Genomic DNA, 19,219 nt, shown 5'->3' on the forward strand with positions numbered 1-19,219 from the left:
AATTTCCAGCGTGAACTATCTCGTGAAGCGGCTTTTCCTGTCGATCGCGACGCTGTGGTTGCTCAGCGTGCTGGTCTTCGTGGCCGGGCGCCTTCTGCCCGGCAACGTGGGCCGGGCCATGCTTGGCCCCTTCGCGGATCAGGCCGCCGTCGACCTGCTGAACCGGCAACTAGGCACCGACCGGCCGCTGCTGATCCAGTATGCCGACTGGATCGCGGATTTCCTCCGAGGCGATTTCGGCATGTCCTACGCCTACCGCGCACCCGTGGGGCCCTTCCTCGAGGCGGCCCTGCTGAACTCGGCCAAGCTGTCGCTGGTCGCCTTCCTGATGGTGGTCCCGCTCGGCATCCTGGGCGGGCTGGTCTCGGCCCTTTACCGGGGCCGCGCCGTGGACCGGGCGATTTCCGTCATCGGACTTTCGGCGACCGTGGTGCCGGAATTCGTCTCCGGCATCATCCTCATCCTGGTGTTCGGCGTCTGGCTGCAATGGTTCCCCATCTCGGCGAACTTCAGACCGGAGGCCGGTTTCTTCACCCAGATCTACCATCTGATCCTGCCTTCGATCCCGCTGGTCCTGATCCTCTTCGGCTACATCGCCCGGATGGCGCGCGCCGGCATGATCGAGGCGCTGGATGCCGACTACACGCGCACCGCCGTGCTGAAGGGGCTGCCCTTCCCGCTGGTGATCTGGCGCCACGTGCTGCGCAACGCGCTTTTGCCTACGATTAGCGTCATCGCGACCCAGACGGTCTATCTGATCGGCGGGTTGGTCGTGATCGAGATCCTGTTCCACTATCGCGGCATCGGCAGCCTGATCTACACCGCCGCCAACAAGAAGGACTTTCCGATGCTGCAAGCCGGGGTGATGTCGGTCGGCATCCTGTTCTCGCTGATGACGCTTCTGGCCGATCTGCTCTACGCGCGCCTGAACCCGCGCATCCGCTTCGGAGGCGGGGAATGACCGACGGCACCCTGCCCGCCGCCGCTGCCGGCAACCGGACGGGCTGGCGGCACGATCTTGCCCGGCTCCTGCACTCTCCGGCCTTCCTGATCGGCGCGGCCATCGTCTGCTTCTGGGTCGCCTGCGCCATCTTCGGCCCGGTGGTCGTGCCGCATGACCCCTTCGCCGACGACATGATGCGCACCCTGCTGCCGCCCTCAGCGGAGAACTGGTTCGGCACGGACCAACTGGGACGCGACGTCTTTTCCCGCGTTATCGTGGGGTCGCGCGACATCCTGATCGTCGCCCCGGCGGCCACGCTCCTCAGCACGGTTCTGGGCACGGCGCTCGGGCTGGTGATGGGCTATTTCGGCGGCTGGGTGGACGAGGTTCTCAGCCGCCTTGTCGACGCGCTTCTGGCGTTGCCCACGGTGATCGTGGCCCTGCTGGCCCTGACCGCGCTGGGCACCTCGACCGTGACGATGATCCTGGTGATCGCCTTCACCTTCGCGCCGATCATCGCCCGCACGATCCGCGCGGCGGTGCTGTCGGAACGCAGTCTCGACTATGTCGCTGCGGCGGGGCTGCGCCGCGAGAAGCTGCCCTACATCCTCTTCGCGGAAATCCTGCCCAACGTGATCCCGCCCATCCTTGTCGAGGCCACGGTCCGGCTGGGCTATGCCATCTTCACCGTCGCCACGCTCAGCTTCATCGGTTTCGGAATCCAGCCGCCCTCGCCGGACTGGGGGCTGTCGGTCTCGGCCAATTACGGGCTGATCGGCGGCGGCTACTGGTGGACCGTCCTTTTCGACGCCGGCGCGATCGCCTCGCTGGTGATCGGCATCAACCTCATCGCCGACAGCATCGAAAGCACCCTCAATGACTGACGGTCCCGTTCCCGTTCTAAGCTTCGAGAATGTCGGCGTCGAATACCGCATCAAGGGGCATCCCTGCCAGGTGCTGCACGATGTCACCTTCAAGATCGCCCCGGGCAGCGCCTACGGGCTGGTCGGGGAATCCGGCTGCGGCAAGTCGACCGCGGCTTTCGCGGCGCTGCGCTACCTGCCGCGCAACGGGTTCGTGAACCGGGGGCGCATCCTGATCGGCGGCCGCTCGCTGGGCGACCTCGGCGAGGCCGATCTGCGCGAAGTGCGGCGCAGCACGATCGCGATGGTCTATCAGGACCCCAGCCGCTCGCTCAATCCGTCCCTGCCGGTCGGCCGGCAGTTGCAGGAGGTGTTCGAGCTTGCCCGCGTCCCGCGCGCCGAATGGCGCGGGCGCTGTCTCGACATCCTGGCAAGGGTGCGCATATCCGACCCGGCTTCGGTGATGGGCCGCTATCCGCACCAGCTTTCGGGAGGGATGCAGCAACGGGTGTCGATCGCCATGGCCATCGCCTCCGATCCGAAGCTGCTGATCATGGACGAGCCGACCACCGGGCTGGACTCGACGGTCGAGGCCGAGGTGCTGGACCTGGTCGACCAGCTGCGGCAGGAGCTGCAGACTGCGATCCTTTTCATCAGCCACGATCTGGGCGTGGTCGCCCGGATGTGCGACCGGGTGGGGGTGCTTTACGCGGGCCGTCTGGTGGAAGAGGCGGCGACCCAGGATCTGTTCAACACGCCGCAGCACCCCTATACGGCAGGGCTCTTGCGCTGCCTGCCGAAATGGGGCCGCAGCAAGCATGTCGCGCCGCTGGCCACCATTCCCGGATTCCTGCCCTCGCTTGGCGCCACGATCGACGGATGCCCCTTCGCCGACCGCTGCCCCGTCGTCGAGGACAGATGCCGCTGCTCCGACCCGGCGTTCCGCGACATCGGCGGCCGGTCGGTGAAATGCCACTTCGCCGAGAAGGTCGCCCTGACCGAAGCCGGGCCGGACGGCGCGGGCCTCTTGCCGCAGGCGCCGGCGCCCGACCGGCAGGCACGGGACGAGCCGCCCCTGCTCGAGATCCGCCGCCTGAACAAGACCTTCGGCTCCGCCCGCCTGCCGGTCCGCGCGGTGCGCGATGTCACCCTGACGCTTCGCCGGGGCGAGACGCTGGGCCTTGTGGGCGAAAGCGGCAGCGGCAAGACCACGCTGGCGCGCTGCGTGCTGGGGCTGGCAAGTCCCGACCCGGGAAGCGAGATCCGGCTCGGGGCGACCCCGCTTGGCGGGCTGATGGCCCGGCGCTCGCGCGAGCAGATCAAATCGCTGCAGATCGTGTTCCAGAACCCCGATGCCGCGCTGAACCGCTCGCATTCGGTGCGGCGGCTGATCGGGCGCACCCTGCGCTGTCTTGTCGGCCTGACCGGCAAGGAACGGGAGCAGCGGGTGCAGGATCTGGCCAGGTCGGTGCGGCTTTCGGAACGTCACCTCGCGGTGCTGCCCCGGCAACTTTCGGGCGGGCTGAAGCAGCGCGTGGCCATCGCGCGTGCCTTTGCCGGCGACCCCAAGATCGTCATCTGCGACGAGCCGACCTCGGCGCTGGATGTCTCGGTGCAGGCCGCGATCCTCAACCTTCTGGCCGAGCTTCAGGCCCGGAAACGGGTCAGCTACATCCTGATCTCGCACGATCTGGGCGTGGTGCGCTATCTCTCGGACAAGATCGCGGTGATGTATCTCGGCCAGATCATGGAGGTCGGTCCGGCCGCGGCGGTGTTTGCGGGCCCGCATCACCCCTATACCGCCGTGCTGCTGTCGTCGGCCCCCAGGATGGACGGCCGCTCCACCGGGCGGGTGAAGCTGGCGGGGGAGGTCCCCTCCACCACCGATCTGCCGGCAGGCTGCGTCTTCCACACGCGCTGCCCCAGCGCCATCCCCGGCCTTTGCGACCGGAAGGCGCCGCCGGTGACGGAGATCGCCGAGGGCCATCATCTGCGCTGCCACCTGAAGACCGCCGATCTTCCAAAACTCGCAACCGCCTAGCCGGGAGGACGACGATGGCGACCAGGCCAAGACTGCTCGAAGGGAAGGTGGCGCTGGTGACCGGGGCCAGCCGGGGAATCGGTGCCGGCGTGGCGCGGGAACTGGCGGCCCAGGGCGCCAGGGTGCTGCTGGCAGCCCGCACCCTGCATCCCGATCCGGGTCTGCGCTGGGGGGCGGACGGCCCTGCCATTCCGGGCTCGCTGTCGGACACCATCGCCACGATCCGCAACCGGGGCGGCATCGCCGAAGCCTATCGGATCGATCTTTCGGACAGCGGCGCCATCCCCGCGATGGTCCGCCACTGCGTGGATCGCTGGGGCCGGATCGATATTCTGGCCAATTGCGCGATGGGATTCCCGAGTTCGTATACCGGCACGCTCTGGACCACCGGGCCGGATGACTGGTCGTCGCAGTTCGACATCGGTGTGAAAGCCAAATACCTGCTGGCGCACCATGCCTGCCAGCCGATGATCGCGCAGGGCTCGGGCCTTGTCGTCAACATTTCCTCGGCCGCGGCGAAGGAGGAATATTACAATCCGGTCTTCCGCATGGCGATGGCGGCGCTGGACCGGATGACTACGGCCATCGCGCATGACCTGAAACCGCATGGCGTGTCGGCGGTGTCGATCTGGCCGCGCTGGGTGCGGACGGAATGGGTCATGCTGGCGGCGCAGTCGCCGCAGCCGGGCTTTACCGTCACGGAAGAGGATCTGAGGGCGTCCGACAGCCCGGAATTCATCGGCCGCGCCATCGCGCATCTTGCCGCCGACGCCGACCTGCTCTCGCTGTCCGGGGGCGTCTTTCCGGTGCTGAAGCTGGCGCAGAAATACGGGTTCACCGACATAGACGGCCGGCCGGCAGGACCGTAGGGCACCGCTGACAGGTGCGGATCGGGCTGTTTGTTCTTGCCTCAAACCCGATTCTGTGATCACAGATTGAAGGGAACTGGAGTGGAAGGCTTGCGATGAAATCCACGGCGCGCGTTGTCGTCATCGGAGGGGGCGTTGTGGGCTGCTCCGTCCTTTACCATCTGGCCCGGAACGGCTGGAGCGATGTCGTCCTGCTGGAGCGGCAGGAACTGACCTCTGGCTCCAGCTGGCACGCGGCGGGCGGCCTGTTCACCGTCGTCCGCCCCAATTCGGCGGCCGAGATGCACCGCTATACCTTCCAGATCTACCGGGAGCTGGAAAAGGAAAGCGGTCAGCCCTGCGGGTTCCATTTCACCGGCGGCCTGAACGTCTGCCGCACGCAGGACGAGATCGACTCCAACGCGCGGATGCAGAGCGCCTGCCGCCGCCTTGGAATCGAGGGGCATTTCATCTCGCTGGACGAGGCGAAGGCGCGGGCCCCGGTCCTGGACACCTCGCGCATGGTCGGCGCCTTCTGGGAAGAGGAAGGCGGCCATGTCGACCCCGCCTCGGCCACCCATGCCTTCGCCGCCGCCGCCCGCAAGCTTGGCGCCACCATCCATCGCTTCACCCCGGTGACCGCGACGACCCAGCGCGCGGATGGCAGCTGGGATGTCGTCACCGACAAGGGCACCATCCACGCCGAATATGTCGTGAATGCCGCCGGCCTCTGGGGCCGCGAGGTTGCCCGGATGGCCGGGATCGAACTGCCGCTGATGCCGGTCGAGCATCATTACCTGGTGACCGAGGCCATCCCTCTGATCGAGAGCCTCGGCTTCGAACTGCCGCAGATCAACGACAACGAGACCGGCTGCTATGCGCGGCAAGAGGGAATGGGCCTGCTGCTGGGCGCCTATGAAAAGCGGATGCGGCATTGGGCAAAGGATGGCACGCCGCCCGACTTCGGCCACGAACTGCTGCCCGACGACCTGGGCTGCATGGAATGGAATTTCGAGAGATCGGTGGAGATCATGCCCTGTCTGGCCGAGGCCGGAGTGAAGCGTGTGATCAACGGTCCGATGATCTTCTCGCCCGACCTCGGCCCGCTGATCGGCCCGCACCCTGCGCTGCGCAACTACTTCTGCGGCAATGGCGTCATGGCGGGCTTCAACCAGGGCGGCGGCATTGGCCGGGTCATCGCCGAATGGATCATCGGCGGCGAGCCGTCGCTGGACCTCTTCAACTGGGACGTCGCGCGGTTCGGCGACTGGGCCAGCAGGAAATATACCGAAGACATGACGCGGTATTTCTACGAGAACCGCTCGGAAAAGATCTTCCCCTACCAGAGTTTCCCCGCCGCCCGCCCGCTTGCCATGTCGCCGGTCCATGACCTGCTGGCCGCCGAGGGCGCGGTCTTCGGCACCGGCTTCGGGCGCGAGCATGTGACATGGTATGCGCCGAAAGGGACCGAGGCACGGGACAGCCTGACCTATCGGCAGCCCAACTGGTGGGGCCCCGTCGCCGACGAGGGCCGGCATGTGCGTCAGGCGGTCGGGCTGTATGAATTCTCCGACATGGCGAAGTTCAGGGTCTCCGGCCCGAATGCCGGCGCCTGGCTGGACCGGATCATGGCAAACCGGCTGCCGAGGCCGGGCCGGCTGTGCCTGTCGCCGATGCTGTCGGACAGCGGGCGGGTGATCGGGGATTTCACCGTGTCGAACCTTGGCGACCACTATCTCGTGGTGGGCACCTATGCGATGCAACTGGCCTATCTGCGCCACTTCCGCAAATACCTGCCGGCCGAGGGCGTGTCGCTGACCAACCTTTCGGACGATCTTGCCGGGCTCAGCATCGCCGGGCCCAATGCGCAGGCCCTGATCTCTGCCCTGGCCGAACGCGAGATGGGAACCGCGCAGTTCCGCTTCATGGATGCGGACCGGATCACCCTTGCCGGGATTCCCGATGTGGCCACGCTCCGCGTCTCCTATACCGGAGAGACCGGATACGAGATGTATCTGCCCAAGGCCGACCAGCCGCGGCTGTTCGAGGCGCTGCGCCGGGAGGGCGTGAAGAACGACCTTGCCCTTGTCGGCCTCCGCAGCCTGATGATGCTGCGGCTGGAGAAGAGCTTCGCCGCCTGGGGAAGCGAACTGACGCCGGATTACTTCGCCCATGAATGCGGCATGATGGATCACGTGAGGCTGGAAAAGGGCGGCTTCGTCGGTCGCGACGCGGCCGCGGCCTATGGGCCGGCGCGGGAAAGGCCGGTGACGCTGACCGTCGATGCCGGCGATTTCGCGATCTGGGGCGACGAGGCGATCTTCCTGGATGGCGCGCCCGTGGGCTATGTGTCTTCCGGCGGCTTCGGCCCGGCGGTGGGCAGGCATATCGCCCTTGGCTACCTGCGCCCCGACGCCTGGCAGGAAAGCGGCCGCTATGCCGTCGAGATCTTCGGCCAGCAGCGCCCCGCCCGGCTTGAGACGCGGCCGCTTTACGATCCCGATGGCCTTCGTATGCGGGCCTGAGGGCAGGACATGAGACGCACGGTGCAAATGATCATACATTCAGAGACTTGGGCAGGTGTCCCGAAGGCGTGAGAGCCGTCTTGACCCCAGCCACAGGAGACCCGCCATGTCACGCCGTCCCGCCTCACGTTCGCCCCGCACCGCCACCCTGACCCAGCGGCCCTTCGGCGAAGTGCGCAACCCGCTCCGCCCGGTCGAACTGGTCTCGGCCGATCAGGTCGAGACCATCCACCACACCAGCCTCAAGGTGCTTCGTGACATCGGGCTGAAAGTGGAAAGCGCCGTGGCCCGCGATCTGCTGAGGGGGATCGGCGCCGACGTCGACCCGGACAACCACCGGGTCCGGCTTGACCCTGCCCTGGTCGAGGAGATGCTGACCGGCATCCCGTCGGAATTCACCATCCACGCCCGCAACCCCGAGAAGACCGTGCGGGTCGGGGGAAATTCCTTGACCTTCGCCACCGTCTGCGGCCCCTCCTTCGTTTCCGACCTCGATCGCGGGCGGCGGGCCGGAACGCTGGAAGACGTGCGGAATTTCGTGAAGCTTTCCGCCTCGCTGAACATCTTCCATCACGAGGGCGGCGCGGGCTGCGAGCCCTTGGAACTGCCGCCCGAGAGCCGGCATCTCGACATGATGCTGGCGCAGACGACCCTGTGCGACAAGGGCTGGCAGCCCTGCTGGATGAACACGGCCGAACGCGCCCGCGATTGCATCGAGATGGCCCGGATCGCGCTGCAGACCGACGAGGCGGGCCTCTGCGCCCGCCCCGGCATTCTGGGCGGCATCAACACCAACTCGCCCCTGCTTCTGGACGATGGACAGGCCGAGGCGCTGATCGAATTCGCCCGCGCCGGCCAGCCGGTCCATGTCACGCCCTTCACCCTCTCGGGTGCGATGAGCCCGGCGACCATCGGCGGCTCTCTGGTCCAGCAGAACGCCGAGGCGCTTGCCGGCATCGTGCTGGGACAGGCCGCCTGCCGCGGGGCGCCGGTCTTCTACGGCCATTTCACCTCGAACGTCGACATGAAGACAGGTTCCCCCGCCTTCGGCACGCCCGAATATGCCCAGTCGACCATCGTCTCGGGCCAGTTGGCGCGGCGCTATGGCCTGCCGATCAGATCGTCGAACACCACGGCCTCTGCCTGCGTCGATCTGCAGGCGGCCTACGAATCCGGCATGTCGATCAACGCGTGCATCCAGGGCCATATCAATGTGATGATGCATGCGGGCGGCTGGCTGGAGGGGGGCCTGACCTGCTCTTTCGAGAAGCTGATCCTCGATGCCGAACTCCTGCAGATGCAGGCGGCCTTCCTCGAGCCGCTCGATCTCAGCGAGGACGCGATCGGTTTCGACGCGATCGCCGAGGTGGGGCCTTCGGGGCACTTCTTCGGCACGAGCCACACCCTCGCCCGCTACAGGAACGCCTTCTACAGCCCCATCCTTTCCGATTGGCGCAATTACGAAAACTGGCGCGATGACGGGGCCAGGACCGCAACGCAACGCGCCAACGAGATCTGGAAGAAGCTGCTGGCGGAGTATGAAAAGCCGCCCATAGACCCGGCCGTCGAGGAAGAGCTGGAAGCCTACGTCGCCCGGCGCAAGGAAGAGATCGGGCGCAACGGCGCCTGAACCTTGGCCGGCCGCGCCCATGTGGCCCCGCCCCGCCCTCGCCCGCCCCGGCCGAACCTCCATCCCTACGGAAGGCACCTGCCAGATGCTGGATAGAATGCCCGTTGCCGACCCTGCCCCCTTTGGTGCAAAAGCCGCCTCGGGCCTGTCGGTTGCCGTCCTGCTGACCGACGGGTTCTCGATGCTGTCGCTCAGCGCCATCACCGAAGCCCTGTCGTTGGCCAGCCGCCAGGCCGGCCATACCGGAGAGAAGGTCAGGCTGGTGGGTTTCCCCTCGCGCTGGCCGCTGTCGCGCTCGGGCGTGCAGGTGGTCGTGGATCACGCCATAGATCGCGCGGGGGCCGCGGACGGGCTGGTCGACTGGCATGACGGGTTGTTTCTCTGCACCGGAGAGGCCCTGACGGCCGAGCAGGCCCGGATGGTGCTGCGGCTGGCCCGCAGTGCCCGGCGCCACGCAAAGCCGATCTGCGTGATCGGGGCGGCGGTGCATGTGCTTGCGCAAAGCGGCCTGGTCACTGGCTGCACCGATCACTGGACCCGGGTGGCAAGCCTGCGCGAAACCGTCTCCTCGGCCTCGGTGCAGGAGTCGATCTTCGTGCGCGACGGCCATGTCATCACCAGCCCCGGCGAGACGGCAGCGCTTGACCTCGTCTTCGCGCTGATCCGCGAACGGTTGGGGCAGGATGTGGCCAGCGAGGTATCGGCCCAGCTTCTGGTGGAATCCGTGCGCAACGGCAACCGGCCGCAACCGCGCTTCGCGGCCAACCGCTACCGCGGCGTCTCGCGCGAGCTGGGCGTGGCGATCGACATGCTGGAATCGATGATCGAAGACCCGCCGTCGATGCAGAAGGTCGCCAGTTCGGCCAAGGTCTCGGTGCGCCAGCTGGAACGGCTGTTTGCCAGGCACCTGCAAACCTCTCCGCAGAAGTTCGGCCGGCAGGCGCAGCTGAACCATGCGATGAAGCTTCTCGAACAAAGCTCGATGGAGATCGTCGAGATCGCGCTTGCCTGCGGGTTTCGCGGGTCGGCCACCTTCAACAGGCATTTCAAGCGCGCCTTCGGCGTCACGCCCTCGAAATACCGGCTGTTCCGGGGCAGCCGGATCGGCGCCGCGGCCGGCCGGTCCTGACCGGCAGGCGGGACGGAATGCCGTCAGATGCTGCGGAACAGCGCCGTGCCCCAGTTCACGTCGGATTCGATCAGCCGTCGGACACGGACCTTATCGCCCGCATCGAAGGCGTCGATGATGTCATGGTGCTCGTTCGCCCAGTCCGACTTGTCGGCCAGTTCCCGTATCGCCTTGCCCAGCCAGGGACCGCTTCGCGCATAGAGGATTTCGGCAAGCTCGCTCAGGTCCTGGTTGCCGCAGCTCCAGTAGATCAGCGAATGGAAGCGGAAGTTGTTGAGAAGGAAGGTGCGGGCATCGCCGTTTTCCCAGGCGGCATCCATCGCCCGGGAAAAATCGCGCAACTGCTTCAGGTCCGCCTTCGTCAGCCGGCCCATCGCCAACTCGGCCGCCGCCCCTTCCAGCGTGGCGCGAAGAAAGAAGAGATCCGAGGCGACGTCCGGCGTGACGGCAGGCACCCGATAGGCGCGCTTGGCGGAACCGGTCAGCGCCTTCTCGTTCTCAAGCCGCTTCAGCGCCTCGCGCACGGGCATGGCGGAGACATTGGCTTCCTCCGCCAGGGTGCGGATCGACAATGCGGTGCCAGGCGCCAGATCGCCCACGATCAGCCGAAGCCGCAGATCCAGGTAGATCTTCTCGCTCAGATTGGCCTTCGCGTTGTCCGCCAGAGTCATCGTCGGAACACACCCACAGGATATCGTTGCGCAAGTCTACAGCCGGCAGTGGTGACTACAACACGATCTTGGCCGAAGGTGTGGCCATCAGCCTCACGCCTCGACCGCGGTCTTCTGCTCGGCCTCGATCAGCTTCTGCAACCGCCGCCGGAACAGCAGCGGGCCGGCATCGATGGCGATGTCGATGTTGCGGGTGGTCTTCTCCTGCATCCCCTTCTGCACCTCGGTCAGCACCGCCCGATCCTCGTTGAAGGCGAACTCGACCGAGGCGTTCATGTAGCTGGAAATCTCCTCATCCCCGGGATGCACGTTGCGAAGCTGGAACCAGTAGTAGCGCGTCGTGTGCTCGTCGACCGGCGTCATTAAGTTGTAGCTGTCCATCTGGAAATACCTGCCTTCCGGCAGTTTCGTCAGGTCCCCTCCGGTGCCCGCGGGCGTGAAGATCGCCTTGATATAGGCCAGCGACGGATAGCGGACCTCGTAATGCTGCTCGCGGTCGCAATTGCCGGCGAAAGGGACGAGCCTTTGGTAGAAGGGGGCCACCTCGACGTCATACATCCAGCGCGAGACGATGACCCCGGTTTCGGTGCCGGTCACCGTCAGCGGCTCCTCCTCGCAGGCGGAATTGCCGAACGAGCTTTGATGCACCCAGGCGACATGGCTGGGGTCCAGAAGGTTGTCCGTGATGTACAGGTAGTTGCAGGGGAAGGGGATCGCATCGCCGTGGTTCATGCCCCAGGCCGGATCGCCGTAATGCTCGACGGTGAAGATCTTCGCCGGATCGGCAAGCGCGGGGTCGCCCATCCAGATCCAGACCAGGCCGTAGCGGCTGACCATCGGATAGGAATGGATATTGGCGCTGCCGGGAATGCGGTCCTGGCCGGGGACGCGGACGCAGCTTCCCATGCAGTCGAAGGTCAGCCCGTGATAGCCGCATTCGATGTGGTCGTGCTTGAGCCGCCCCTTCGACAGGGGAAGCTTGCGGTGGGGGCAGGCGTCGATCAGCGCGACCGGGTCGCCGGCTTCGGTGCGGAACACCACGATCTTTTCGCCCAGTACCCTGATCTGCTTCAGGTCACGGTTCACCTCGTGGTCCCAGGCGGCGACATACCAGCAATTGCGGAGAAACATGGTCAGCCCCTTCTGTCAGCGGCGTCCGGGGCGACCGGACGCGGCGTTTGCGATGGATCGGCAAGGTCGTGGCGCAGGCAAAGCTGGCGCAGGTGATCGACGAACGACTGCGCGAGCGGGCGTTCGACAAGGATGTGGACGTCCCGCGTCGTCGACCACCAGAGCGCGCAGTCATGCTGGTTCAGCCGGGTGCGGATCGCCCGATCCCGGCGGACAGGGGCCGCGTGCAGGTCGACGCGGGTGCAGTGGCCAAGGAAATGCAGCGCCTCCACCCCGCGCAGCCGGAAACGGGTCAGCCCATGGCCGATTTCCACCGCGATGAAGGGGCCTTCGGGGGGCGGTCCTGAAAGAAGAACCGTGCCGGGCGCGTAGCGCAGATACAGCACGCCCCCGCTCTCCCGCCATGTGCCGAAGGGAAGGATGGCGTCCAGCGCCGCCGCCGCGCCGTTCAGTGCGGTCAGCGGCAGGAACGCCTCGTCCAGCCGCAAGCCGAGCGGTCCCGGCAGATGACCGCCCGCATCGGTGGCGGGAGTTGCGGGTAGCGGCTCAGGCATGAAGGCGCTCTCCTTGCACGTCATGGGCGCAGGCGGGCGTGACGCGCACCCGCATCGAGATGCCGGCAACCGGCGAATGCGCCCAGAGGACCTCGCCCATCCGCGCCGCGCCGTTCTCCAGGAAGGCCAGGGCGATCGGATGGCCTAGGGTGGAGCGCGGGACCGAGGCGGTCAGATGACCGCAGGCACTGGCACGGCCCTGCGCGTCGAGATCGGAGATACTGAGACAGGCGCCGAAGGGGATGGCGGTCCGCCCGTCTTCGGGAACCAGGCCGACCAGCAGCTCCCGCCCCTCCGCCTGCAGCGCGGGGCGCGACAGGAGGGCGCGGCCGACGAAATCCTTCTTCGTCGAGACCATCCCGCCCATTCCCAGATCGCCGGGCGTCCGTCTTCCGTCGATCTCCGTGCCGACCGAGAGATGGCCCTTCTCGATCCTCAGCACGTCCAGAGCCTCGAGCCCGTAGGGAACGATGCCCCATTCGGCCCCGCGCTCCATGACCCGGTCGAGCAAGGTTTCGGCAAATCCGGCGGGGGTGTTGATCTCGAAACTCGACTCGCCCGAGAAGCTGACCGAGAAGACCCGCACCGGCAGGTTGCCGCCAAGCGTGCCGGTCCGCACCGAGGCGAAGGGAAAGCCCTCGCGGGTAACGTCGAAATCCGGCGCCAGCGCCTGAAGCAGGCTGCGCGCCTTCGGCCCTGCGATGGCCAGCGAGGCCCAGTGATCGCTGACCGGGGTCAGCGTGACATTCAGGGCCGGCCAGTCCAGTTGCGCGGATTTCAGCATGTGCCGCGAGACCGCGGTGGACCGCGCCGTCGTCGCGGTGACCAGGAAATGGGTCTCGCCCAGACGGGCGATGGTGCCGTCGTCGAAGACATAGCCGTCTTCCCGCAGCATCAGCGCATATCGCAACCGGCCTGGTTGCAGGGTCGCGAAGTTGTTGCAGTAGAGCCGCGACAGGAACTCCATCGCATCGCTACCCTGCACGTCGAACTTGCCCAGCGTCGACATGTCGACACACCCGAGCGCCCCGCGCACCGCCCGGCATTCCCGTTCGATGGCGTCCGCCATGGTCTCGCCCGGCTTCGGGAAGTAGCGGGGATAGAGCCAGGAGCTCGAGGTCTGGAAGACGCATCCCAGCCGCTCGAAGCCGCGGTGGAACGGGGTGCGCCGCGTCGGCAGCATCTGCTCGCCGGTTTCCGTGCCGACAAGGGCGCCGATGGAAACCGGCGAAAAGGGCGGTCGACAGGTGGCGTGGCCGATCTCGGCCGGCGGACGCCGGGTCAGCGCGGCGATCTCGAGGATGCCGTTGGTCCAGCTGGTCTTGCCCTGATCGGTGCCCATGCCAAGCGTGGTGTAACGCTTGGTCAGTTCGACATTGCCGTAACCCTCGTGCTGCGCCAGCGCGATGTCTTCGCGGGTGACATCGTTCTGCAGGTCGACGAATGCCTTTCCCGGGCCGGAGGTGAAGCGGCCTTCCGGCGCAGGCGTCGCGGCGGGGCGGGCGGGATGCAGAGGCTTGTGCATCTGAAGCTCGGCCATGGCCTCATGCGCTGCGGCCTTGCCATCGGCAATGCAATCCGCCGGGTCCAGAACCCCGCGCGCGCCGCCAACCGGGCGCATCGTGACGCCTTTGTCGTCCGGCATCAGGCTTTGCGTCTTCGGATCGAATGCCAGCGCCCCGCCCTTCTGGGCAAGGAGATGGGCCGTAGGGGCCCAGCCCGCCGAGACGCACAGAAGATCGCAGGCCACCCTGAACCGTTTGCCGTCGGCGTCGCGCCAGCGCAGACCGGCAAGGTGCCGCCGCCCGGAGGTGCCGAGGATCCGCGCATCGGGCCCCAGCACGGCCGCGACGCTGATCCCGGCCTCGGACAGGGCGGCGACGGTGTCGGCGCGTTCCTCCGGATCGGCCACGGCGACGATGGCGTGGCGGCCGGGCGCGACGGCGAACCGGCGGATGTATTGGCGGACCGCACCCGCCAGCATGACCCCAGGCCGGTCGTTGCCCGGAAAGACCACCGGCCGCTCGATCGCGCCAGTGGCCAGAAGGATGCGGCGGGCGCGGATCTTCCAGAGGATCGCCCGGGCGGCGCTGCCGGGCGGCCGGGTCTCGACCGCCTGGACTAACCCATGGTCGTAGTGCCCGAAGGCCAGCGTGCGGGGCATGACGGTGACGTTCGACAACTCCCCCAGCGCGGCTGCGGCATCCTGCGCCCAGTCGACCGCGGACAGGCCCTGTGCAGTTTCGCGGCTGTAGAGAAGGCTGCCGCCCAGCGCCTGATCCTGCTCGACCAGCACTACCGTCGCGCCGGACTGCGCCGCGGCGAGGGCCGCCGAAAGTCCCGCGGGACCGGCGCCGATAACCAGTATGTCGCAGCTTTTACGGCGCTTGTCGTACAGCGCCGGGTCCGGGGGCGGATCGGCCTTGCCGTGCCCGGCCATGCGGCGGATCAGGCGGGACCAGGTTCCCGACCAGGCGCCTGCCGGCCAGAGGAAGGTCTTGTAGTAGAAGCCCGCGCCCAGCGCCCTGCCACCCAGCCCGATCAGCGCGCCCGCATCCCTTTCCAGGCGGGGCCAGGCGTTCTGGCTGAAGACGCGAAGCCCGTCGCGAAGCGCAACCTCGGTGGCCTTCAGGTTCGGCGTCGATCCGGTGGCGTCGGCCACGGTGACCAGGGCCGAGGGTTCCTCGATCCCCGCCGAGAGGATGCCGCGCGGCCGATGATATTTGATCGACCGGGCAACGAAATGGCGGTCCTGCGCCAGCAGGGCCGAGGCCAGCGTGTCGCCGGGATGGCCGTGCATCTCCTCGCCATCGAAGGTGAAGGAGAGGACCGTGCCGCGGTCGATCCGGCCGCCGGAGGGCAGACGGCTCATGGCTGCCCGCCCCTTTCGGCTGCGCGGGCCGCATCTGGAATGTCGTGCGAGACGAGGCCGCGGCTCAGGGTGATCCAGCGCTCGCAGCCGCTGGCGTGATACCAGATTTCGCGCAACGGGCCGCCCGGATGGCCAGAGGGTGCACCCGCGCCCAGCACAGCCTGCCAGGCCGCTGCATCGGCGGTGCCATCCATCGGCGGCAGGGCGCGCAGCGGGCCGCCATAGTGGAATTCGCCTTCATCGCGCGGGCCGCAATACGGACAGGGAAGAAGAAGCATCTCGCGTTCCCTCAATGCAGCCAGGGATAGGGGCCGATCCCGGCATCGTCCTGCTCGGCCCCGGTCGTGAAGCGTTCCAGCGCGAAAGGGGCGATGAGGTCGGGCAAGGTGCCTGTAGCCAGGAGATCGGCCATGCACCGGCCGACCGCCGGCGTCGCCTTGAACCCCGCATAGCCCCAGCCGGCGTTGATCATCAGGCCGTCGACGGGCGTGCGGCCGACGATCGCATTGCCGTCCAGCGTGATGTCGGCCGTGCCCGACCAGTGCCGCATCAGCCGCAGCCGCGACAGGAAGGGGAAGATCTGCACCGCGCGGGCCAGCACATCCTCGAGTCGCTCGAAACTGCCGCGCCGGGCATGGGACAGGTAGCCGTCCGTCGCCCCGCCCAGCACGAACTCGCCCTTGCCGGTCTGGCTGACGTAGCTGAGGCCCGCGTTGTAGTTGACCACCGCGTCCAGCGCGGGCTTCACCGGCTCGGTCACCATGGCCTGTACGTTGACCGGATGGATCGGCAGGTCGAGGCCGGCCAGCCCCGCCACGGCCCCGCTGGCCCCCGCCACCGAGATCAGCGCCTGTCCGCATGCAATCCGGCCCCGTGGCGTATGAACTGCTGAAATCCTGTTCGACTTGATATCAAAGCCGACCGCCGGGCAGTTCTGGAAGATGTGGACACCCGCCGCCGTGGCCTTGCGGGCAAGGCCCCAGGCCACGGCATCGTGCCGCACGACGCCGCCCGCCGCCTGCACCAGCGCCCCCGCAATCGGAAATCGCTTGGGGCTGCGGAGGTCCAGTTCAGGCACCCGCGACTGCAGTGCCTCGCCGGTCAGAATGTCGGCCCTGGCTCCGCGCAGGCGCATGGCGTTGGCCCGCAACGTGAAATGCTCAAGCTCGCCATCGGAATGGGCGAGGTCGACATAGCCCCGGGCCTCGTACATCAGGTTGAAGTTCAGCTCCCGGCCGAGGTCCGCCCAGAGGGCAAGGGCAAGGTTCTTCAGCCCGAAGCTCGAGTTCAGCAGGTAGTCCGAGCGCACGATCGTGGTGTTGCGCGCGGTATTTCCACCACCCAGCCACCCGGCCTCCAAGACCGCGACATTCGTGATGCCGTGTCTGGCGGCAAGGTAATGGACCGTGGCGAGACCGTGCCCGCCCCCGCCAATAATCACGATATCATAAGAGCTTCGCAGATCCGGCGTGGTAAAGGCGGGCGGCCAGTGCCTGTTACCCAGAGCGGCATGCGCAGCGACCGAGAGTCCCGAATAGGCCATGTCCGCCACGCTCCGCTGAATCGCAACTGTGATCACAGATAACATCAGTGGAGAGATTTGACAAGTGCAGAGAGCCGATCTGCGATCTCAGATACCGCAGGCACGAAAGTGCGGGTCGTTTTCCGATCGGCCGCCCCACCGGCCGAACCTGATAGGCGAGTTTCCCCGCCTCTCCTGGAACGACGCTGCGCAAATTTCGCTGGAACGAGATGACGGCTTGTGCTACCGAATCTGTGATCACAGTTTCGGCATCCGGAGGGACAGACATGCACACAGCGACAGCGCCGGCCGTCGAGGCCATCCGACTGGAACTTGGCGAGATCGCGGTCACGCTGCCGTCCGGGGCACGCAGCATGCTTCCCGCCTTCTACACCTGCGCCAATTTCCATGAGCTCGAGAAGGAGCAGATCTTCCGCGAGGAATGGATCTGCATCGGCCATACCGGCGAGATCCCGAACGTCGGCGACTACTTCACGACCGAACTCGTCGGCGAGCAACTGATCGTATCCCGCGCGGCGGATGGAGAGGTGCATGTCCTCTCCAATGTCTGCCGTCACCGCGGCAATCTTGTTGCCGAGGGCAAGGGCAACAGGCGCAGCTTCGTCTGCGGCTACCATGCCTGGACCTACGGCCTCGACGGTGCGTTGAAGACCGCGCCGCTGATGAGCAAGGTCGAGGGGTTCGAGCGGAAGAAGTGCAATCTGCCGCAGCTCGCCTCGACGGTCTGGAACAATTTCATCTTCGTCAATCTTGACGGAAACGCACAGCCACTGGCACCGCAACTGGCGACGTTGGACCGCATCCTGCGCAACTACCACAACGAGGGCCGGAACCTCCTCTTCACCGACGAGGCGGTCTGGAACACCAACTGGAAGAACCTCACCGAGAATTTCATGGAGGGTTACCACCTCTTCGCTACCCATCCGAAGACCTTGCAGCCGATGACGCCGACGGAGCTTTGCAGGAAGGTGCCGGGAGAGGAGCGTTGGACCGCCTACCGCTCCTACTACGACCCCAGCTTCCCGCCGCGCGGCCCCTTTCACGCGGACATGACCGAGGACGAGCAGCGCAACACGGTGCTGTTCAACATCTTCCCCAGCTTCGTGGTCGCCGTGGCGGCGAATTACACGCTCTATCTCTGCCTGCGCCCCGCCGGGGTCGACAGGGTGGCGATCCGCTGGGGCGTGGCCGGGTTCAAGACCGATCCGCAGGATGAGGAAGTGATCCGCTACGTCGACCTGTGCAAGGCGTTCAATGCCGAGGATCAGGCGAAGCTCGAGACGCTGCAACAGGCGCAGAACACACGCTATTTCCGCAGTGGGCCGCTGGCGCCGGACGACTTCGAGGGCACGATCTGGGACTTCCTGCAATACATGGCGAGGAAACTCGCCTGAGCGGCGGCCGCGCCGCATGGCACGGGATCGGCGGCAGCCTCTGGCCCGGCCGCATCCGGTCAATCTTCACGAAAGAGGCAAGCGAGAGATGGTCAGGATCACCTATGTCGAGCACGGCGGCCGCGCCCATGTCGTCGATGTCCCGCAAGGCCAGACGGTGATGGAAGCCGCCCGCGACAACGGCATTCCCGGGGTCGAGGCCGATTGCGGCGGGGCGTGCGCCTGCGCCACCTGCCATGTCTATGTCGATCCGGCATGGATCGGGCGGTTGCCGGCACGGGGCACGATGGAGGCCGACATGCTGGATTTCGCCCACGAGCCCGATCCGGCGCGGTCGCGGCTGACCTGCCAGATCAGGATCGACGAAACGCTTGACGGGTTGATTGTGCAACTGCCCGACCAGCAGATCTGAGGGCCCCACCCTGCGCCTTAGCCGCCGACGGATTGTCACCCGGCCCCGGACGCGCGGCGGATGCGCAGGCGGGTCAGAAGCACACCATGACCAGGGAGTTACGCCATGACGGGGATCGTCATCGTCGGTGCCGGGCAGGCCGGGGCATCCCTTGCCGCAAGGCTGCGCAGTCTGGGCCATGCGGGCACTTTGACGATGATCGGTGCAGAGCCTGTGCCGCCCTATCAAAGGCCGCCGCTTTCGAAGGGCTATCTCCTGGGCAAGATGGAGCTGGAGCGCCTTTACCTTCGTGCCCCGTCCTTCTGGGAAGCCCAGGGCGTGACGCTAGAGCTCGGCACGGACGTCACGGCAATCAATCGGGCGGCAAGAACCTTGCGCGTCGGCAGCAAGACCCTCCCCTATGAGCAACTGGTGCTGGCCACCGGCGCTCTGCCGCGACGACTTCCTGCCACGATCGGCGGGGATTTGAGGGGCGTCTACACGATCCGCACCCTTGCCGACGTTGACGTGATGGCACCCGAGTGAACCGCACCGGGTTTGCCGGAGGCTGATCTCGGTTAGTTACGCGGCCATGGGTTCAACGTCCAGAGCGGCGTAGAAGTTCGCCTCGGCTTCGGCGGGCGGGATGTTTCCGATGGGCTCCAGCAGGCGGCGGTTGTTGAA

The 19,219-nt window shown here is 66.7% G+C and carries 15 protein-coding genes and 1 pseudogene; 10 read left to right on the forward strand and 6 right to left on the reverse strand.

Annotated features, from left to right (window positions below; all coding sequences use genetic code 11):
- Positions 1 to 10: 10 nt before the first annotated feature.
- The 7 genes from ACE3P6_RS04015 (at position 11) to ACE3P6_RS04045 (ending at position 9,979) form a co-directional block, all read left to right on the forward strand.
- A complete protein-coding gene (locus ACE3P6_RS04015; protein WP_374391828.1) occupies positions 11 to 961 on the forward strand; it encodes an ABC transporter permease in 951 nt (316 codons plus the stop codon).
- Positions 958 to 1,827: an ABC transporter permease gene (locus tag ACE3P6_RS04020; RefSeq protein WP_374391830.1), complete on the forward strand. Its 870-nt coding sequence runs from the start codon at positions 958 to 960 to the stop codon at positions 1,825 to 1,827. Before ACE3P6_RS04015 ends, ACE3P6_RS04020 begins: the two co-directional genes overlap by 4 nt.
- Positions 1,820 to 3,847: a dipeptide ABC transporter ATP-binding protein gene (locus ACE3P6_RS04025; protein ID WP_374391832.1), complete on the forward strand. Its 2,028-nt coding sequence runs from the start codon at positions 1,820 to 1,822 to the stop codon at positions 3,845 to 3,847. Before ACE3P6_RS04020 ends, ACE3P6_RS04025 begins: the two co-directional genes overlap by 8 nt.
- 14 nt (positions 3,848 to 3,861) lie before the next feature.
- Complete coding sequence (locus ACE3P6_RS04030; protein WP_374391834.1) at positions 3,862 to 4,716, forward strand: SDR family NAD(P)-dependent oxidoreductase; 855 nt, start codon at positions 3,862 to 3,864, stop codon at positions 4,714 to 4,716.
- A 95-nt stretch (positions 4,717 to 4,811) separates the two neighbouring features.
- Complete coding sequence (locus ACE3P6_RS04035) at positions 4,812 to 7,220, forward strand: FAD-dependent oxidoreductase (protein WP_374391836.1); 2,409 nt, start codon at positions 4,812 to 4,814, stop codon at positions 7,218 to 7,220.
- Positions 7,221 to 7,326: 106 nt separating this feature from the next.
- Positions 7,327 to 8,850 carry a trimethylamine methyltransferase family protein gene (locus ACE3P6_RS04040; RefSeq protein ID WP_374391838.1) on the forward strand — a complete coding sequence of 508 codons (1,524 nt, stop codon included), beginning with the start codon at positions 7,327 to 7,329 and terminating at the stop codon, positions 8,848 to 8,850.
- A gap of 97 nt (positions 8,851 to 8,947) precedes the next feature.
- On the forward strand, positions 8,948 to 9,979 hold the full coding sequence (locus tag ACE3P6_RS04045; RefSeq protein ID WP_374391840.1) for a GlxA family transcriptional regulator: 1,032 nt from the start codon (positions 8,948 to 8,950) through the stop codon (positions 9,977 to 9,979).
- Positions 9,980 to 10,002: 23 nt separating this feature from the next.
- Here ACE3P6_RS04045 and ACE3P6_RS04050 read toward each other — a convergent pair whose 3' ends face one another.
- From ACE3P6_RS04050 to ACE3P6_RS04075, 6 genes are all read right to left on the reverse strand, one after another.
- The gene (locus ACE3P6_RS04050) at positions 10,003 to 10,650 is read right to left on the reverse strand and encodes a GntR family transcriptional regulator (protein WP_374391842.1); all 648 of its coding nucleotides are present in this window, start codon (positions 10,648 to 10,650) and stop codon (positions 10,003 to 10,005) included.
- Between the two features lie 93 nt (positions 10,651 to 10,743).
- Positions 10,744 to 11,781, reverse strand: a complete 1,038-nt coding sequence (locus ACE3P6_RS04055; protein WP_374391844.1) for a Rieske 2Fe-2S domain-containing protein — start codon at positions 11,779 to 11,781, stop codon at positions 10,744 to 10,746.
- A 2-nt stretch (positions 11,782 to 11,783) separates the two neighbouring features.
- Positions 11,784 to 12,335, reverse strand: coding sequence for a hypothetical protein (locus ACE3P6_RS04060; protein ID WP_374391846.1), 552 nt, complete (start codon positions 12,333 to 12,335; stop codon positions 11,784 to 11,786).
- Positions 12,328 to 15,207, reverse strand: a complete 2,880-nt coding sequence (locus ACE3P6_RS04065) for a 2Fe-2S iron-sulfur cluster-binding protein (protein WP_374391848.1) — start codon at positions 15,205 to 15,207, stop codon at positions 12,328 to 12,330. Before ACE3P6_RS04065 ends, ACE3P6_RS04060 begins: the two co-directional genes overlap by 8 nt.
- Positions 15,204 to 15,485, reverse strand: coding sequence for a sarcosine oxidase subunit delta (locus tag ACE3P6_RS04070; protein WP_374391849.1), 282 nt, complete (start codon positions 15,483 to 15,485; stop codon positions 15,204 to 15,206). Before ACE3P6_RS04070 ends, ACE3P6_RS04065 begins: the two co-directional genes overlap by 4 nt.
- Before the next feature lie 11 nt (positions 15,486 to 15,496).
- Positions 15,497 to 16,795 carry an FAD-dependent oxidoreductase gene (locus tag ACE3P6_RS04075; protein WP_374391851.1) on the reverse strand — a complete coding sequence of 433 codons (1,299 nt, stop codon included), beginning with the start codon at positions 16,793 to 16,795 and terminating at the stop codon, positions 15,497 to 15,499.
- 221 nt (positions 16,796 to 17,016) lie between these two features.
- Here ACE3P6_RS04075 and ACE3P6_RS04080 point away from each other — a divergent pair, with 221 nt between their 5' ends.
- The 3 genes and pseudogenes from ACE3P6_RS04080 to ACE3P6_RS04090 form a co-directional block, all read left to right on the forward strand.
- Entirely contained in the window at positions 17,017 to 18,144 is a 1,128-nt protein-coding gene (locus tag ACE3P6_RS04080) for an aromatic ring-hydroxylating dioxygenase subunit alpha (protein ID WP_374391853.1), read from the forward strand.
- Between the two features lie 88 nt (positions 18,145 to 18,232).
- Positions 18,233 to 18,556, forward strand: a complete 324-nt coding sequence (locus ACE3P6_RS04085) for a 2Fe-2S iron-sulfur cluster-binding protein (RefSeq protein ID WP_374391855.1) — start codon at positions 18,233 to 18,235, stop codon at positions 18,554 to 18,556.
- 105 nt (positions 18,557 to 18,661) lie between these two features.
- Positions 18,662 to 19,075, forward strand: a pseudogene (locus ACE3P6_RS04090) (FAD-dependent oxidoreductase); the annotation flags it as partial.
- Positions 19,076 to 19,219 lie beyond the last annotated feature (144 nt).

It is taken from the genome of Tabrizicola sp. (assembly GCF_041911175.1).
In the GTDB taxonomy this organism is placed as follows: domain Bacteria; phylum Pseudomonadota; class Alphaproteobacteria; order Rhodobacterales; family Rhodobacteraceae; genus Tabrizicola.

Excerpts from the sequence above, each read along its gene's own strand:
- ACE3P6_RS04050 (WP_374391842.1), bottom strand. The coding sequence starts at position 10,650 with ATGACTCTGGCGGACAACGCGAAGGCCAATCTGAGCGAGAAGATCTAC.
- ACE3P6_RS04065 (WP_374391848.1), bottom strand. The coding sequence starts at position 15,207 with ATGAGCCGTCTGCCCTCCGGCGGCCGGATCGACCGCGGCACGGTCCTC.
- ACE3P6_RS04025 (WP_374391832.1), top strand. The coding sequence starts at position 1,820 with ATGACTGACGGTCCCGTTCCCGTTCTAAGCTTCGAGAATGTCGGCGTC.
- ACE3P6_RS04040 (WP_374391838.1), top strand. The coding sequence starts at position 7,327 with ATGTCACGCCGTCCCGCCTCACGTTCGCCCCGCACCGCCACCCTGACC.
- ACE3P6_RS04045 (WP_374391840.1), top strand. The coding sequence starts at position 8,948 with ATGCCCGTTGCCGACCCTGCCCCCTTTGGTGCAAAAGCCGCCTCGGGC.
- ACE3P6_RS04030 (WP_374391834.1), top strand. The coding sequence starts at position 3,862 with ATGGCGACCAGGCCAAGACTGCTCGAAGGGAAGGTGGCGCTGGTGACC.
- ACE3P6_RS04070 (WP_374391849.1), bottom strand. The coding sequence starts at position 15,485 with ATGCTTCTTCTTCCCTGTCCGTATTGCGGCCCGCGCGATGAAGGCGAA.
- ACE3P6_RS04055 (WP_374391844.1), bottom strand. The coding sequence starts at position 11,781 with ATGTTTCTCCGCAATTGCTGGTATGTCGCCGCCTGGGACCACGAGGTG.
- ACE3P6_RS04035 (WP_374391836.1), top strand. The coding sequence starts at position 4,812 with ATGAAATCCACGGCGCGCGTTGTCGTCATCGGAGGGGGCGTTGTGGGC.
- ACE3P6_RS04085 (WP_374391855.1), top strand. The coding sequence starts at position 18,233 with ATGGTCAGGATCACCTATGTCGAGCACGGCGGCCGCGCCCATGTCGTC.
- ACE3P6_RS04075 (WP_374391851.1), bottom strand. The coding sequence starts at position 16,795 with ATGTTATCTGTGATCACAGTTGCGATTCAGCGGAGCGTGGCGGACATG.
- ACE3P6_RS04080 (WP_374391853.1), top strand. The coding sequence starts at position 17,017 with ATGCACACAGCGACAGCGCCGGCCGTCGAGGCCATCCGACTGGAACTT.
- ACE3P6_RS04060 (WP_374391846.1), bottom strand. The coding sequence starts at position 12,335 with ATGCCTGAGCCGCTACCCGCAACTCCCGCCACCGATGCGGGCGGTCAT.
- ACE3P6_RS04020 (WP_374391830.1), top strand. The coding sequence starts at position 958 with ATGACCGACGGCACCCTGCCCGCCGCCGCTGCCGGCAACCGGACGGGC.